Source organism: Bacillus cereus group sp. MYBK227-1 (genome assembly GCF_051916325.1).
Taxonomy (GTDB): Bacteria; Bacillota; Bacilli; order Bacillales; family Bacillaceae_G; genus Bacillus_A; species Bacillus_A cereus.
In genome coordinates, this window is the sequence record NZ_JBQAGK010000005.1 from 349871 (window position 1) to 367283 (window position 17413).

A 17413-nucleotide genomic window follows, 5' to 3' on the forward strand; every position below is an offset into this window, starting at 1 on the left:
TCGTTTTTTTAGGTTTTTTATAGGTATTCGTGGTAAAATAATAATACAGATTTTTTATGAGGAGGTCGGATTTTTTTGGAACGTCAATTTGAAATTGTCTCAGCGTATTCCCCGCAAGGTGATCAGCCGGTAGCTATAGAGAAGCTTGTAGAGGGAATTAATAGTGGAAAGAAAAAGCAAGTGTTGCTTGGAGCAACAGGAACGGGTAAGACATTTACGATTTCAAATGTCATTAAAGAAGTGCAAAAGCCAACACTTGTTATGGCTCATAATAAAACGTTAGCAGGGCAGTTATATAGTGAGTTGAAAGACTTTTTCCCGAATAATGCAGTTGAATATTTTGTTAGTTACTACGATTATTATCAGCCAGAAGCGTATGTACCACAAACAGATACGTTTATTGAAAAAGATGCGCAGGTTAATGATGAAATTGATAAATTGCGTCACTCGGCAACGTCTGCATTATTTGAACGGGACGATGTAATTATTGTTGCGAGTGTTTCTTGTATATATGGCTTAGGTTCTCCAGAAGAATACCGCGAGCTAGTTGTTTCGCTTCGAGTTGGTATGGAAAAAGACCGTAATCAATTGCTTCGTGAACTTGTTGATGTACAGTATGGACGTAATGATATTGATTTCAAGCGTGGTACATTCCGTGTGCGAGGAGATGTAGTTGAAATCTTCCCGGCATCACTTGATGAGCATTGTATTCGAATCGAATTTTTCGGTGATGAAATCGATCGTATTCGTGAAGTAAATGCGTTAACAGGTGAAGTATTAGCAGAACGTGATCATGTAGCAATCTTCCCAGCATCTCACTTCGTTACACGTGAAGAAAAGATGAAGGTCGCTATTGAAAATATCGAAAAAGAATTAGAAGAGCGTTTAAAGGAATTAAATGATAACGGCAAGTTGTTAGAAGCGCAGCGTATAGAACAGCGTACACGTTATGATTTAGAAATGATGCGCGAGATGGGATTTTGTTCAGGTATTGAAAACTACTCCCGTCATTTAACACTTCGTCCAGCGGGGGCAACGCCGTATACGCTATTAGACTATTTCCCGAAAGATTTCTTAATCGTTATGGATGAATCGCACGTATCAGTACCGCAAGTAAGAGCGATGTATAACGGGGACCAAGCGCGTAAGCAAGTGCTTGTGGATCATGGATTCCGTCTGCCGTCAGCTTTAGATAATAGACCGCTCACATTCGATGAGTTTGAAGAGAAAACGAATCAAGTTATTTATGTTTCAGCAACGCCAGGACCGTATGAGTTAGAGCAGTCGCCAGAAGTAATAGAACAAATTATTCGTCCAACAGGGCTTTTAGATCCACCAATTGATATACGACCAATTGAAGGGCAAATTGACGATTTATTAGGAGAGATTCAAGATCGTATTGCAAAAAATGAACGTGTATTAATTACGACTTTAACGAAGAAAATGTCAGAGGATTTAACGGATTACTTAAAAGATGTAGGAATTAAAGTTAACTATCTTCACTCTGAAATTAAAACGTTAGAACGTATTGAAATTATCCGCGATCTTCGCCTCGGTAAATTTGATGTACTTGTCGGCATTAACTTATTGCGAGAAGGATTAGATATTCCGGAAGTATCACTTGTAGCTATTTTAGATGCTGATAAGGAAGGGTTCTTGCGTTCAGAACGTTCATTAATTCAAACAATCGGTCGTGCCGCGCGTAATGAAAACGGCCGCGTTATTATGTATGCAGATCGTATAACGAAATCTATGGGAATTGCGATTGAAGAAACGAAGCGTCGTCGTAGTATACAAGAAGCTTACAATGAAGAGCATGGTATTACGCCGAAAACGATTCAAAAAGGCGTTCGTGATGTTATCCGTGCAACGACAGCTGCTGAAGAGACAGAAACATACGAAGCAACTCCTGCTAAGAAAATGACGAAAAAAGAGCGCGAAAAGACAATTGCGAAGATGGAAGCAGAGATGAAAGAAGCAGCAAAAGCGTTAGACTTCGAGCGTGCAGCTGAACTAAGAGATTTACTATTAGAATTAAAAGCGGAAGGGTGAAAAAAGTGAGTAAGAGCAAGGATTTTATCGTTGTAAAAGGTGCTAGAGCACATAACTTAAAAAATATTGATGTAACCATTCCGAGAAATCAGCTTGTCGTTGTAACGGGATTGTCTGGTTCGGGGAAATCATCATTAGCATTTGATACGATTTATGCAGAAGGGCAGCGCAGATACGTAGAATCGTTATCTGCGTATGCGCGCCAGTTTTTAGGACAAATGGATAAGCCGGATGTGGACACGATTGAAGGATTGTCACCAGCAATTTCAATCGATCAAAAAACGACGAGTCGTAACCCACGTTCAACTGTCGGAACGGTAACGGAGATTTATGATTACTTACGTTTATTATTTGCACGAATTGGTACGCCAATTTGTCCGAATCATGGCATTGAAATTACGTCACAAACGGTAGAGCAGATGGTAGACCGTGTTCTTGAATATCCTGAACGTACGAAATTACAAGTGTTAGCGCCTATCGTTTCTGGGCGTAAAGGTGCGCATGTAAAAGTACTTGAAGATATTAAGAAGCAAGGATATGTTCGTGTTCGCGTTGACGGTGAAATGCTTGATGTATCTGAAGATATTGCGTTAGATAAAAACAAGAAGCATTCCATTGAAGTTGTAATTGACCGTATTGTTGTAAAAGAAGGGATCGCAAGCCGTCTTGCTGATTCACTTGAAAGTGCATTAAAGCTTGGCGGGGGACGAGTGTTAATCGATGTTATGGGAGAAGAGGAACTTCTGTTTAGTGAACATCACGCTTGTCCGCATTGTGGTTTTTCAATTGGAGAATTAGAGCCGCGTATGTTCTCATTCAATAGTCCGTTCGGAGCATGTCCTTCTTGTGATGGACTTGGTTCAAAGCTAGAGGTAGATTTAGAGCTTGTTATCCCGAACTGGGATTTATCATTAAATCAACATGCGATTGCACCTTGGGAACCGACAAGTTCACAATACTATCCACAACTTTTACAATCTGTATGTAATCACTACGGCGTTGATATGGATATGCCTGTGAAAGATATACCGAAAGATTTATTTGATAAAGTGTTGTACGGAAGCGGGGAAGAGAAAGTTTATTTCCGCTATGTAAATGAATTTGGTCAAGTAAAGGAAAATGAGATTTTATTTGAAGGTGTTATTCCAAACATTGAACGTCGTTATCGCGAAACGAGTTCCGATTACATTCGTGAGCAAATGGAAAAGTATATGGCAGAACAAGCTTGTCCAAAGTGTAAAGGTGGACGCTTAAAGCCTGAGAGTTTAGCTGTATTTGTTGGCAATAAAACGATTGCTGACGTAACGAAGTATTCAGTTCAAGAAGTACAAGAATTCTTCTCGAATGTAGAGCTAACGGAGAAGCAACAAAAAATAGCTCATTTAATTTTAAGAGAAATTCAGGAGCGCGTTGGGTTCTTAGTGAACGTTGGTTTAGATTATTTAACGTTAAGTCGTGCCGCAGGAACTTTATCAGGTGGTGAGGCGCAGCGTATTCGTTTAGCGACGCAAATTGGTTCTCGTCTAACTGGCGTACTTTATATTCTTGATGAGCCTTCAATTGGTTTACACCAGCGTGATAACGATCGTCTTATTCGTACATTGCAAGAAATGCGCGATTTAGGTAATACGTTAATCGTTGTTGAACATGATGAAGATACGATGATGGCTGCTGACTATTTACTTGATATAGGGCCTGGTGCAGGTATTCACGGTGGACAGGTCGTTTCAGCGGGGACACCGGCTGAAGTTATGCAAGATGAGAATTCATTAACAGGGAAGTATTTAAGTGGTAAAGAGTTTATTCCAGTTCCACTTGAAAGACGTAAAGGTGATGGACGTAAAGTAGAGATTGTCGGTGCAAAAGAGAATAATTTAAAGAACGCGAAAATGTCATTCCCGCTTGGTACGTTTGTAGCGGTAACGGGTGTATCTGGTTCTGGTAAAAGTACGATGATTAATGAAGTATTATATAAATCGTTAGCACAAAAGTTATATAAAGCGAAAGCAAAGCCAGGTACTCATAAAGAGATTAAAGGTCTTGAGCATTTAGATAAAGTAATCGATATTGATCAATCGCCAATCGGACGTACACCACGTTCAAATCCAGCAACGTATACAGGTGTATTCGATGATATTCGTGATGTGTTTGCCCAAACGAATGAAGCGAAAGTGCGCGGATATCAAAAAGGACGTTTCAGCTTTAACGTAAAAGGTGGCCGTTGTGAAGCGTGCCGTGGTGATGGAATTATTAAAATTGAAATGCATTTCCTACCAGATGTGTATGTTCCGTGTGAAGTTTGTCACGGTAAACGATATAATCGTGAAACGTTAGAAGTGAAATATAAAGATAAGAATATTTCTGAAGTGTTAGGGATGACAATTGAAGATGGAGTAGAATTCTTCGCCAATATTCCTAAAATTAAGCGTAAACTTCAAACGCTTGTAGATGTTGGGCTTGGTTATATGAAATTAGGTCAACCAGCAACAACGTTATCTGGTGGGGAAGCACAGCGTGTGAAATTAGCTTCTGAATTACACCGTCGTTCTACAGGTCGTACGTTATACATTTTAGATGAGCCAACGACTGGTTTGCATGCGCATGATATTGCACGTCTTCTAGAAGTGCTGCAACGTCTTGTTGAGAGCGGTGAGACGGTACTTGTAATTGAACATAATTTAGATGTAATTAAAACAGCTGATTATATCGTTGACCTTGGACCAGAGGGCGGAGATAAAGGTGGACAAATCGTTGCTTCAGGAACGCCAGAGCAAGTAGTGAAAGAAGAACGCTCATACACAGGTAAGTATTTAAAAGAGATTTTAAATCGTGATAAAGCAAGAATGAAAGAGAAAATAAAAGAAGTAGAGTTATCGCAATAAGTTTATTGATGAAAACCGAGTGGAAATGACGCTCGGTTTTTATTTTACGAGGAAAAACTGGTAAGCATGTTAGTAGGTATACAAGCATGAAAGGTAGAATAAGTTGATATAAGTGTTTGTATCATACTTGCGTTTATTATCTATTAGCGTATGATGAAATATATATGTTTAAAAGGATGTGTGACGAAATGAGATGGATTGTATCACTTCTTGTAAATAGCGTTGTGTTAATCGCTGTATCGGGACTTTTAAAAGGGATTGCACCAGATGCATTTTACGTAGCAAATATACAAACTGCAATTATTGCGAGTATTATATTGGCGGTTTTAAATGTGTTCGTAAAGCCATTTTTAATTTTAATTACGCTACCAATTACTGTTGTAACTTTCGGCTTCTTCTTAATTGTTATTAATGCGATTACGTTAAAAATAGCAGATTCATTATTAGGAGATGCTTTTAATATATCAGGATTTGGTGTAGCGATTGTTGCGGCAATTTGTATTTCAATTTTTAATATGATAATTGAAAAGGCAATTGTTGAACCTCTATATGAAAAAAAGAGAAAGTGACAAAAAGAAAAACATTTCATTATTCGTATGAAATGTTTTTTTCTATTTATTAGAAACCGTATTTCTTGTTTCCAGAAAAAAATGGTACAATATCCGATAGAATGGAATTTTACATCAAACGAGACTGAACCCGCAGCGGAGTGGAGGTTTATACATATGCCGAAAGTAAGGACAAAAGATTTAATTGAACAATTTCAATTGGAGTTAATCAGTGGTGAAGAAGGCATTCATCGTCCGATTGATACAAGTGATTTATCACGACCTGGAATTGAAATGGCAGGATTTTTTACATATTATCCAGCAGATCGTGTGCAGCTTCTTGGAAAGACGGAGCTTACGTTCTTTGACACGTTAACGTCAGAGCAAAAACAAGAGAGAATGAAAGCGCTTTGTACTGAGGAGACGCCATGTATTATTGTAACTCGTAATCAAGATGTACCAGATGAGTTATTACAAGCATCACGTGAATCAGGTATGCCTTTATTACGTTCTTCTCAAACGACAACTAGATTATCAAGTCGTTTAACAAACTATTTAGAAGGTAAGTTAGCACCAACAACTGCTGTTCATGGTGTGTTAGTAGATATTTACGGTGTTGGTGTTTTAATTACAGGTCAAAGTGGTGTTGGTAAAAGTGAGACAGCTCTTGAGCTTGTAAAGCGTGGTCACCGTCTTGTTGCGGATGATAGTGTAGAAATTCGTCAAGAAGATGAAGACATGTTAGTCGGAAGCTCACCAGATTTAATCGAGCATTTATTAGAAATTCGTGGTCTAGGTATTATTAACGTTATGACGTTATTCGGTGCAGGGGCAGTACGAAATTATAAGCGTATTACACTTGTTATTAATCTTGAAATTTGGGATCAAAAGAAAAATTACGATCGCTTAGGTCTTGATGAAGAGAAGATGAAAATTATTGATACAGAGCTTACGAAGATTACACTTCCAGTTCGTCCTGGTCGAAACTTGGCTGTTATTATTGAAGTAGCAGCGATGAACTTCCGTTTAAAACGTATGGGAGTCAATGCAGCACAGCAGTTCTCTGAACGATTAATGAGTGCAATTGAGTTAGGAAATCAGGAGTAAACTTTGGAGAGGGAGGTCATATACATATGCTGTTAGCTTCTGTACCACAGCTTGACCGTGTAGCTATCCAACTTGGGCCGTTTCCTGTGTATTGGTACGGGATTATTATCGGTACAGGTGTGCTATTAGGTCTTTGGCTGGCAACTCGCGAGGGAGAAAGGCTAGGTATTCCAAAAGATACATTTGTTGACCTTGTATTAATTGCAGTACCGATCGCTATTCTTTTTGCGAGAATGTACTATGTTATTTTTGAATGGGAATATTACGCACAAAATCCGAGTCAAATTATTAATATTCGTCAAGGTGGTTTGGCGATTCATGGTGGTTTAATCGGGGCTGTTATTACAGGTGTTCTTTTTGCGAAACGACGCGGACTTTCTTTCTGGAAGTTGGCTGATATTGCTGCACCAAGTATTTTACTAGGACAAGCAATTGGCCGATGGGGAAACTTTATGAACCAAGAGGCGCATGGTGATGAAGTAACGAGACAGTTTTTAGAAGGTCTTCATTTACCGGATTTTATTATTAATCAAATGTATATTGAGGGTGTGTACTATCATCCGACGTTTTTATATGAATCATTATGGAATTTTGCAGGCGTAATTTTACTACTTGCATTAAGAAAAGTGAATTTACGTCGCGGGGAGTTATTCTTCACATATTTAATTTGGTATTCAGTAGGACGCTTCTTCGTAGAAGGCTTACGTACAGATAGTTTAATGCTAGGACCACTTCGTATTGCACAAGTAATGTCAATTGGACTTGTTGTTATTTCTATTATTTTCATTATTGTGAGACGAAAAATGGGGCAAGCTGATAAAAGATATTTAGAAAATTAGAGACAAGTAGCATCTTATTATAAGATGCTGCTTCTTTCATATTCAGGAAGGCGAAAGGACTAAGGCGATGAGAATAAATACAGTTTTATTTGATTTAGATGGAACTTTAATTAATACAAACGAACTTATTATTTCTTCTTTTTTACATACTTTAAATACATATTATCCAAATCAATATAAGCGTGAAGATGTATTGCCATTTATCGGTCCATCTTTGCATGATACTTTCAGTAAGATTGATGAAAGTAAGGTTGAAGAGATGATTACAAGTTATCGCGAATTTAACCATGATCATCATGATGAATTAGTAGAAGAATATGAAACTGTATATGAAACAGTTCGAGAGTTGAAGAAGCAAGGTTATAAAGTTGGTATTGTTACAACGAAAGCGAGACAAACCGTTGAGATGGGATTACAGTTGTCAAAGCTTGATGAATTTTTTGATGTTGTCGTGACAATTGATGATGTAGAGCATGTGAAACCACATCCAGAGCCACTTCAAAAAGCGCTTGAATTATTAGATGCAAAACCAGAAGAAGCATTGATGGTTGGGGATAATCATCATGATATTGTCGGTGGTCAAAATGCGGGGACGAAAACAGCTGCGGTTTCATGGACGTTGAAAGGTAGAGCGTATTTAGAGGCTTACAAGCCGGACTTTATGCTAGATAAAATGAGTGATTTGCTACCGATTTTGTCTAATATGAACCGTTCATAAAGGTCCAAGTAAGTTAGTAGAGGAGCGAGCTAAGTGCGACGGACAACGCGCTATCCTGTTTCAGGAGAAAATTCATTATGGAATGTGTATAAAACAGTGTCTTTTTGGAAGGTAATGAAAAACTTTATTATTATCCAAATTGCACGTTACACGCCATTTTTATCTGTGAAGAATTGGTTGTACCGCACTTTTTTACGGATGAAAGTAGGAAAGAAAACATCATTTGCGCTTATGGTAATGCCGGATATTATGTTCCCAGAAAAGATAACTGTGGGAGAGAATTCGATTATTGGCTATAACACAACGCTTTTAGCACATGAATATTTAATTCGTGAATATCGACTTGGAGAAATCGTCATTGGAAATGAAGTGATGATTGGAGCGAATGTAACAATATTACCAGGTGTGAAAATTGGAGACGGTGCGACTGTTTCAGCTGGCACACTTGTTCATAGAGATGTACCGAGCGGTGCTTTCGTAGGTGGAAATCCAATGCGTATTATTTATACGAAAGAGCAAATGACCGCCAGAGAAGGTTCATGGTGAAAATGTAACATTTCTCCTCTTTTTTTATGAATAAAAAGGAAATAATTGAGTATAATATACTGTTTTGTTTTTTACGGAATCGTTTATACTTATAGATAGAAGAATGTGTGAACGAAGAAAACAAAAAACTGGAGGATATATGGGGAAAAATCAAAGGATATATAAGGAGAACGGACAAGTTATCTCTTTTAATCAATTAGCGGACTTCTTTTATAAAAAAGGGATGAGAGCTTACAAAGGACAAAAATTGCAAGATGCAATTAAATATTTTCGAAGAGCGGCACAAAGTGAGAAGGAGCCGTTTATTTTATGTCAATTAGCAACAGTATTATCTGAGGCTGGTGAATATCAAGAGTCGAATCAAACCTTCTTAAAGTTAGTTAGATCTAATCCTGAACTTGAACAGTGCTATTATTTTATTGCAAATAATTATGCATATATGGGGTTATTTCAACAGGCGAAGAAATATGCGGATCGCTATTTAGAAGTTGCAAAAGAGAAGGAATTCGTAGAAGATACATTAGAACTTCTAGAGATTATGGAAGAAGAAGCAATGGGTGCGGAAGAGATTGAAGATGAAGATGATTTAATTGTTATGCAGGAAGAAGCGAATCGTTATATTCGTAATGGACAATTAGAAGAAGCAATTGCTACATTAGAAATTGTTACGAAAGATTATCCGGAATTTTGGTCAGGTCATAATAATTTAGCCATTGCACATTTTCAATCGGGTAATGTAGACAAAGCGCTGAAGTTAACAGAAATGATTTTAGAGAAAAATCCTGGTAATATACATGCGCTTTGTAATACACTTATTTTTCTATATTCAATTGGAGAGCATAAACAAGTAGAAGCATTAGCGGGACAGCTAGTTTCAGTATATCCAATTTCATTTGAACATCGTTTGAAACTGGGAACTACACTTGCAACAATTGGTTATTTCGAGCATGCATATAAATGGTTCAAACTATTAAAGCGTCAAGGATATGAGGGAGACGTTAGTTTTTATTATTGGTTTGCATATTCTGCTTATATGGTGAAAGATCAGCAACTAGCTGAAAAAATGTGGCAATATGTCGTGGAATTGCATCCTGATAAAAAGGGAAAAGAACCGTGGAATGCGCTGAATTTAACAGATGAAGGACAAAACGTGTTATTTGAAGAATTACGAAAATCATTTCAGCAAAGTGCGACGCTAGAAGAACAAATGCTAGCTTTATATTTAATGAATGAATTGTCAACGCCGGAGAAGGTGGGATTCTTCTTTGATATAACGCAAGCGAAGAACGGTGTTCCCATCGTATCACAACTTGCAAAGTACTTCTTTTTACTTAATAGTCATAAGAGTATTCCAGCTGATTTACAGCAATTTGAGCAGTGCGCGAGAATCGCGGATGCATTATACAATTATACGAAAAAAGATGATGAATTAATTGAAGAGTGTTTACACTTTTGGTTTTGTACGTTCATACGTTTATATACATCTGGAGACATATTTACAAATGTGTACGGCTGGTCAGCTGCGATTGAATACATTGTACGCGGCGAACAAGGAAATAAAATGACACAGTCGGAGCTTGGAGATGTATATAATGTATCTGTAGCGACTGTCCGAAAGTATGTGCAAGCTGTTAAGCGTACGCACACATAAGATAAGCAAATCATTGGGAAAAAAATGATGCTAACAGTATAATGAGGGTAACTTAATTGTGTAGGAATGGATAGGAGTGAATAGTGTGTCAGAAGAAAAAATTTATGATGTCGTTATTATTGGTGCAGGACCAGCTGGTATGACAGCTGCAGTATATACATCTCGTGCAAATTTAAGCACATTAATGCTTGAGCGTGGTATTCCAGGTGGCCAAATGGCAAACACGGAAGATGTAGAAAACTACCCAGGTTATGAGTCTATTTTAGGACCAGATTTATCAAATAAAATGTTCGAGCATGCGAAGAAATTTGGTGCTGAATATGCATACGGTGATGTGAAAGAAGTCATCGATGGTAAGGAATACAAAACAATTATTGCTGGTAAAAAAGAATATAAAGCACGTGCAATTATCGTTGCAAGCGGTGCAGAGTATAAAAAAATTGGTGTACCGGGTGAAACAGAACTTGGCGGCCGCGGTGTATCATATTGTGCAGTATGTGACGGAGCATTCTTTAAAGGAAAAGAACTTATCGTAATTGGCGGCGGAGATTCTGCTGTTGAAGAGGGTGTGTTCTTAACGCGCTTCGCATCAAAAGTAACGATCGTTCACCGTCGTGACACGCTTCGTGCACAGAAAATTTTACAAGACCGTGCTTTCCAAAACGAAAAAGTAGATTTCATTTGGAACCACACGATAAAAGAAATCAACGAAGCAAGTGGTAAAGTAGGAAGTGTAACACTTGTGGACGTAAATAGTGGAGAAGAGAAAGAAGTCAAAACTGACGGCGTATTCGTATACATCGGTATGTTACCTTTATCAAAACCATTTGTTGAACTAGGTATTACAAATGAAAATGGTTACCTTGAAACGAACGAGCGTATGGAAACGAAAAATCCTGGTATTTTCGCAGCTGGTGATGTTCGTGAAAAAATGCTTCGTCAAATTGTAACTGCAACAGGTGACGGTAGTATTGCAGCGCAAAGTGCACAACATTACGTAGAAGAATTATTAGAGGAATTAAAAACTGTATCAGAAAAATAAGGGATAATATACCTTGTGAGAAGAAAGCTACCGACAGGAGCTTTCTTCTTTTTTTGTGTGAAAATGTCAAAGTTTTGTCAAAAAATATAAGGATTATAAGCTTGCTTATTGATATACTGGACTTTACGGAAAAATCACTATAAGAAATGAGGAATTTATTCAGTATGGAATGGCGTAATATATATCGTGGATTTTGTATGGGCGTTAGTGATTTAATTCCTGGTGTGAGCGGCGGTACAATCGCTGTTGTGTTAGGGATTTATGAACAATTGCTTGCGGCAATTAGTGGATTCTTTAGTCGTGAATGGAAAAAACATTTAGGATTTTTAATTCCACTTGCAGCTGGTGTGGCAGCGGCATTTTTAACGTTAAGTCACGTTATTAAATATTTACTTGCAAATCATTATGAACCGACTCAATTTTTCTTCCTCGGTTTAATTATTAGTATATTACCGATGTTAATGAGGGAAGCTGATGCAAAGTCGTCGTTTAAAGGTAAGCACATCGTTTTATTAATAGTTGCAGCAATTCTTGTTGCGATTACAGCTTTCTTTAAACCAGATAAGGCAGCAGATCCAATTACGACGTTAACAATTTTAAATGCAATTGGTTTATTTTTCGCAGGATGGATGGCTAGCATGGCCATGCTGCTTCCTGGAATTAGTGGATCGTTTATTTTATTAATTATTGGTGTGTATCCAACAGCAATTAACGCTTTAACTACACTTAACTTACCTTTAATCGTGGTTATCGGTGCTGGTGTTATGGTTGGATTTGTTGTAAGTAGTAAAGGCATTAGTTTTTTATTAGATCGTTATAAAAGTATGACATTTGCGGCAATTATTGGACTTGTAATCGGTTCGATTGTAATTGTATTCCCTGGGATTCCGACTGGTGGATTTTCAATTATAAGTTCAATCATTACCTTTATTTTAGGATTTGCGATTGTTACTTATTTCGGTAAGAAATAAGGGCTTTAATCCCCTTGGCGATAAAAATCGTTAAGGGGATTTTTCATGCTATTCATTCAAAGTATAAGCATTTACATTGCTTGTTATAGAAAGCTTTTTTAAAATTGCTGAGTAGCATATGCTTAGCGAAAGAGGACTGGCTCCTTCGTTGTAGCAAACTGTTTTTGATAGTATAATGAAAGAAGTATGCAGTGAGAAATTTTACTGCAAGTAGCTGAGGTGAAGAAACATGCAAAGAGTGACAAACTGTGTGTTAATTAGAGATAATGAAGTACTCTTACTCCAAAAACCTCGCCGAAATTGGTGGGTTGCACCAGGCGGGAAAATGGAGCGTGGTGAGACTGTAAGAGATTCCGTTGTTCGCGAGTATCGTGAGGAAACAGGTATTTATTTGAAAAACCCAGCGTTAAAGGGGGTCTTCACCTTTGTCATCCAAGAAGGTGATAAAGTTGTTTCTGAATGGATGATGTTCTCCTTTTTAGCGACAGATTTTGCAGGAGAAAACAAACTAGAGAGCGAAGAAGGCATCATTGGTTGGCATACATTTGATAAAATTGATGATTTAGCAATGGCGCCAGGAGATTATCACATTATTGATTATTTAATTAAAGGAAATGGCATAATCTACGGTACATTTGTATATACCCCAGATTTTGAGTTGCTTTCATATCGATTAGATCCGAGTTAAACCGTCAAGGAGAGGATACAATGACAGAGAATAATGATATAAAAATGGTAATTATTACAGGGATGTCTGGAGCCGGAAAAACAGTAGCTTTACAAAGTTTTGAAGATTTAGGATATTTTTGTGTGGATAATTTACCACCGATGTTATTGCCAAAGTTTATTGAGCTTATGGCGGATTCAAAAGGGAAAATGAATAAAGTGGCACTTGGTATTGATTTACGTGGCCGCGAGTTTTTCGAACATTTATGGGGAGCACTTGATGATTTATCAGAACGTACATGGATTATTCCTCATATTTTATTTTTAGATGCGAAAGATAGTACGCTTGTAACTCGTTATAAAGAAACGAGACGTTCGCATCCACTTGCACCAACTGGTTTGCCGTTAAAGGGAATCGAAGCAGAGCGTAATTTATTAACAGATATGAAGGCACGAGCGAATATTGTGCTTGATACATCGGATTTAAAACCGAAAGAATTACGTGAAAAAATTGTTCACTTGTTCTCAACAGAAACTGAGCAAGCATTTCGTGTAAATGTTATGTCATTTGGATTTAAGTACGGTATTCCAATTGATGCAGATTTAGTATTTGATGTTCGTTTTTTACCAAATCCATATTACATTCCACATATGAAGCCATTAACAGGACTAGATGAAGAAGTTTCTTCGTATGTACTGAAATTTAATGAGACACATAAGTTTTTAGAGAAGTTGACGGATCTGATTACTTTCATGCTGCCTCATTATAAAAGAGAAGGCAAAAGTCAACTTGTAATTGCAATTGGATGTACAGGTGGACAGCATCGTTCTGTTACGCTTACAGAATACCTTGGGAAACATTTGAAACCAGAGTATAGTGTTCATGTATCTCATCGTGATGTGGAGAAGAGAAAGGGCCATTAAGGGATGAAAAAAGAGAGAAAGCCTAAAATTGTCATCATGGGAGGCGGAACTGGACTCTCTGTTTTATTAAGGGGATTAAAGCAATATCCTGTTGATATTACAGCAGTTGTTACAATTGCTGATGATGGTGGCAGTTCGGGTAGATTACGTGATGAGCTAGAAATTCCACCTCCAGGTGACATCCGTAACGTACTTGTTGCGTTATCGGATGTAGAGCCACTGGTGGAAGCTTTATTTCAGCACCGTTTCACAACAGGAGACGGACTGAAAGGTCATGCGTTAGGAAATCTATTGTTGGCAGGTATGACCTCGATTACAGGAGACTTTTTCCATGCAATTACAGAAACAAGTAAAGTATTAAATGTCAGAGGACGTGTATTACCAGCAGCGAATCAAAGTGCGGTACTTCATGCGGAACTTGAAGATGGGGAAATTGTAACAGGTGAATCAAAGATTCCTTATTACGGAAAGAAGATTAATCGTGTCTTTTTAACTCCAGAAGATGTAGAGCCATTGCATGAAACGTTGGCTGAGATTAAACGAGCTGATTTACTTGTTTTCGGTCCTGGAAGTTTGTATACGAGTATATTGCCCAATTTAGTTGTTAACAAAATTGGAGACGCTGTTCTTGCTGCAAAGGCGAAGAAGGTATATGTATGTAACGTTATGACACAAGCGGGTGAAACGATGGGATATACTGCTTTTGATCATGTGCAGGCGTTACACGATCATTTAGGGCAACCATTTATCAATACTGCAATTGTAAATAACCGTGAGATTCCTTGTGAATTACGCAAGTCATATGAGGAAGAAATGTCTACACCAGTTGTAGTGGATGAAGAACGTTTTGTTGAAAATAATATTGATGTTATTCAAGAGAGATTAGCGAAGTATGATGATCATGTTGTAAGGCATGATACGTTAAAGTTAGCGTCCATTTTATATTCATTGTTATAAATATGCGTTGCCTCGTTTGAGGTAGCGCTCCTCATTCATATAGGACAAGAATTTTGTTCCATAATAATCGTATAAGGAGGTGTTGACTGTGTCATTTGCATCAGAAACAAAGAAAGAGTTGACGAATCTTGAGATGAAGGAATGCTGTGAGAAAGCAGAATTATCAGCGTTACTTCGAATGAACGGGTCGCTTTCTTTTTCAAACCGTCGTCTATCTATCGATATTCAAACGGAAAATGCGGCAATTGCAAGAAGGATTTATACGCTTTTGAAAAAAGGATATGACGTGACGGTAGAATTGCTTGTCCGTAAAAAAATGCGCTTGAAGAAAAATAATGTATATATTGTGCGGCTTGTTGAGAAGTCTCGCGAAATATTAGCTGATCTTCATATCGTTCGAGATGACTTTTCATTTATTCGAAATATATCACAAGAATTGATTGAGAAGAAATGTTGTAAACGATCGTACTTACGTGGCGCATTTTTAGCAGGTGGTTCAGTAAATAACCCAGAAACATCATCTTATCATTTAGAAATCTTTTCGTTATATAAGGAACATAATGATGCTATATGTGAACTGATGAACGGATTTGATTTAAATAGTAAGACGTTGGAAAGAAGAAAAGGGTACATTACGTATTTGAAAGAAGCAGAAAAAATTACAGAGTTTTTAAATATTATAGGTGCTCATAATGCACTTTTAAGATTTGAAGATATTCGAATCGTACGTGATATGCGTAATTCTGTAAATCGTTTAGTGAACTGCGAAACAGCTAATTTAAATAAAACAATTGGTGCAGCACTAAGACAGATTGAAAATATTCGTTATATTGATGAGACAGTTGGTCTTGATATTTTGCCGGATAAATTACAAGAGATTGCACAATTACGAAGAGATTATCAAGATGTAACATTGAAAGAGTTAGGTGAGATGGTATCCGGGGGGAAGATTAGTAAGTCGGGTATTAATCATCGTTTGCGTAAAATCGATGAAATCGCAGAGAAATTACGCGCGGGGGAAACGCTAGTAAAAAAATAAGAGGTTAAAGGGGAAATGGAGCTGTGGTTCAAAAACGAGTTCAGGTTTCATTAAAAAACGGTTTACAAGCACGTCCGGCTGCGTTGTTTGTACAAGAGGCAAATCGCTTTCATGCAGATATCTTCATCGAGAAAGATGGAAAGACAGTAAATGCAAAGAGCATAATGGGGATTATGAGCTTAGCAATTGGAACTGGAAGCATGATAACAATTACAACAGAAGGTTCAGATGCAGAAGAGGCTTTAGAAGCATTAGCTGCATATGTACAATAAGAAGCTATCGCGTATATGCGATAGCTTTTTGTTTTGTTGTTTGTGCGGATTAGCGGGGAGGGGTATTTAGCTGGTTTGTCCTTGTCGGAGATTGTCGGTAAATCGATATGTTGTGTCGAACCGTTGATATATTAAAAAAATCGTTGATATAATTTAAGTTTTGTTCGATATAATTGAAAAATCGTTGATATATTTAGGTGAATACCAGGGTGGGTATCCAGAAGGAGGTGCATGATAATAAAAAAGCACCCTGTAATAGGGCGCTTTTTTATGTATCCAGCTCCAGCGGCTAGAATCTCCGGTCGCTTCGCCCCTTCATTCGAGGCAAAAAGCGCCTCGGAATCAGGTGCTCCATCGCCCTGCGATTCTGAACGAGCCGCTTCCGCTTTTAGTTATTAACGATTTGTAAAGATCTTATCGATTAAACCGTATTCTAAAGCTTTTTCTGCTGTCATGAAGTTGTCGCGGTCTGTGTCGCGTTGTAGTACTTCAAGTGGTTGACCAGTGCGGTCAGCAAGAATTTGGTTTAGTTTTTCACGTAAGAATAGGATACGTTTTGCAGCGATTTCGATTTCAGTCGCTTGACCTTGTGCTCCACCAAGTGGTTGGTGAATCATTACTTCACTGTTTGGAAGTGCATAACGTTTTCCTTTTTCACCTGCTGCAAGTAAGAATGCACCCATAGATGCAGCCATACCGATACAGATTGTTGATACTTGTGGCTTAATAAACTGCATTGTATCATAGATTGCCATACCCGCTGTGATAGAACCACCAGGGCTGTTGATGTAGATGTGAATATCTTTTTCTGGATCTTGAGATTCCAAGAATAAAAGCTGGGAAACGATTGAGTTAGCTACGTTGTCATCAATTGCACTACCAAGCATAATGATGCGGTCTTTTAATAGTCGAGAGTAAATATCGTAAGCGCGTTCTCCACGATTTGTTTGTTCAATTACTGTAGGAATTAAATTCATCTGTTATTTCCTCCTTATAAAGCTTTCTTAGTCTTATAATACAATTATGGTCAATAAAGGTCAAACGAAACCACTTTAAATCAAAAAAATATGTAGTTGTACCATGAAATATTCGCTATGTTTTCGAAATTCCCTGCTTATGTATCTTCAACATCATAACCGAATTACATAAATTTAAACGTTATGAAAACTGGAGAAAAAAGAAAAGAACGCCTTTTAACT

General features: G+C 37.7%; 16 protein-coding genes. 15 read left to right on the forward strand and 1 reads right to left on the reverse strand.

The features are described 5' to 3' along the window. Window positions 1-75: 75 nt before the first annotated feature. From uvrB to ACTFRM_RS23115, 15 genes are all read left to right on the forward strand, one after another. Window positions 76-2052 carry an excinuclease ABC subunit B gene (gene uvrB, locus ACTFRM_RS23045; protein ID WP_075676781.1) on the forward strand — a complete coding sequence of 659 codons (1977 nt, stop codon included), beginning with the start codon at window positions 76-78 and terminating at the stop codon, window positions 2050-2052. Between the two features lie 5 nt (window positions 2053-2057). Further along, on the forward strand, window positions 2058-4934 hold the full coding sequence (uvrA, locus tag ACTFRM_RS23050) for an excinuclease ABC subunit UvrA (protein WP_086404133.1): 2877 nt from the start codon (window positions 2058-2060) through the stop codon (window positions 4932-4934). A 188-nt stretch (window positions 4935-5122) separates the two neighbouring features. Beyond that, window positions 5123-5503: a phage holin family protein gene (locus tag ACTFRM_RS23055; RefSeq protein WP_001267308.1), complete on the forward strand. Its 381-nt coding sequence runs from the start codon at window positions 5123-5125 to the stop codon at window positions 5501-5503. Window positions 5504-5659: 156 nt separating this feature from the next. Next, complete coding sequence (gene hprK / locus ACTFRM_RS23060; RefSeq protein ID WP_001127250.1) at window positions 5660-6589, forward strand: HPr(Ser) kinase/phosphatase; 930 nt, start codon at window positions 5660-5662, stop codon at window positions 6587-6589. A gap of 26 nt (window positions 6590-6615) precedes the next feature. After that, complete coding sequence (gene lgt, locus ACTFRM_RS23065) at window positions 6616-7428, forward strand: prolipoprotein diacylglyceryl transferase (RefSeq protein WP_000922849.1); 813 nt, start codon at window positions 6616-6618, stop codon at window positions 7426-7428. A gap of 67 nt (window positions 7429-7495) precedes the next feature. Beyond that, window positions 7496-8146 carry a pyrophosphatase PpaX gene (gene ppaX, locus ACTFRM_RS23070; protein WP_001222403.1) on the forward strand — a complete coding sequence of 217 codons (651 nt, stop codon included), beginning with the start codon at window positions 7496-7498 and terminating at the stop codon, window positions 8144-8146. A gap of 33 nt (window positions 8147-8179) precedes the next feature. Continuing rightward, window positions 8180-8692 (forward strand): acyltransferase, encoded by a 513-nt coding sequence (locus ACTFRM_RS23075; RefSeq protein WP_001255070.1) that lies wholly within the window; start codon window positions 8180-8182, stop codon window positions 8690-8692. A gap of 139 nt (window positions 8693-8831) precedes the next feature. After that, on the forward strand, window positions 8832-10343 hold the full coding sequence (locus ACTFRM_RS23080; RefSeq protein WP_000517742.1) for a tetratricopeptide repeat protein: 1512 nt from the start codon (window positions 8832-8834) through the stop codon (window positions 10341-10343). An 85-nt stretch (window positions 10344-10428) separates the two neighbouring features. Next, window positions 10429-11385 carry a thioredoxin-disulfide reductase gene (gene trxB, locus ACTFRM_RS23085; RefSeq protein ID WP_440043610.1) on the forward strand — a complete coding sequence of 319 codons (957 nt, stop codon included), beginning with the start codon at window positions 10429-10431 and terminating at the stop codon, window positions 11383-11385. A gap of 164 nt (window positions 11386-11549) precedes the next feature. Continuing rightward, window positions 11550-12356, forward strand: coding sequence for a DUF368 domain-containing protein (locus ACTFRM_RS23090; RefSeq protein WP_000455196.1), 807 nt, complete (start codon window positions 11550-11552; stop codon window positions 12354-12356). 229 nt (window positions 12357-12585) lie between these two features. Then, complete coding sequence (locus ACTFRM_RS23095; protein ID WP_001190080.1) at window positions 12586-13044, forward strand: NUDIX hydrolase; 459 nt, start codon at window positions 12586-12588, stop codon at window positions 13042-13044. 20 nt (window positions 13045-13064) lie between these two features. Continuing rightward, window positions 13065-13946, forward strand: a complete 882-nt coding sequence (gene rapZ, locus ACTFRM_RS23100; RefSeq protein WP_000138459.1) for an RNase adapter RapZ — start codon at window positions 13065-13067, stop codon at window positions 13944-13946. A 3-nt stretch (window positions 13947-13949) separates the two neighbouring features. Continuing rightward, entirely contained in the window at window positions 13950-14903 is a 954-nt protein-coding gene (locus ACTFRM_RS23105) for a gluconeogenesis factor YvcK family protein (RefSeq protein ID WP_173600700.1), read from the forward strand. An 88-nt stretch (window positions 14904-14991) separates the two neighbouring features. Beyond that, complete coding sequence (gene whiA / locus ACTFRM_RS23110; RefSeq protein ID WP_000006558.1) at window positions 14992-15942, forward strand: DNA-binding protein WhiA; 951 nt, start codon at window positions 14992-14994, stop codon at window positions 15940-15942. A gap of 23 nt (window positions 15943-15965) precedes the next feature. Then, window positions 15966-16214, forward strand: a complete 249-nt coding sequence (locus ACTFRM_RS23115) for an HPr family phosphocarrier protein (protein WP_000250307.1) — start codon at window positions 15966-15968, stop codon at window positions 16212-16214. A 395-nt stretch (window positions 16215-16609) separates the two neighbouring features. Here the strand turns inward: ACTFRM_RS23115 and clpP are convergent, their stop codons facing one another. After that, window positions 16610-17191 (reverse strand): ATP-dependent Clp endopeptidase proteolytic subunit ClpP, encoded by a 582-nt coding sequence (gene clpP / locus ACTFRM_RS23120; protein ID WP_001049162.1) that lies wholly within the window; start codon window positions 17189-17191, stop codon window positions 16610-16612. Window positions 17192-17413 lie beyond the last annotated feature (222 nt).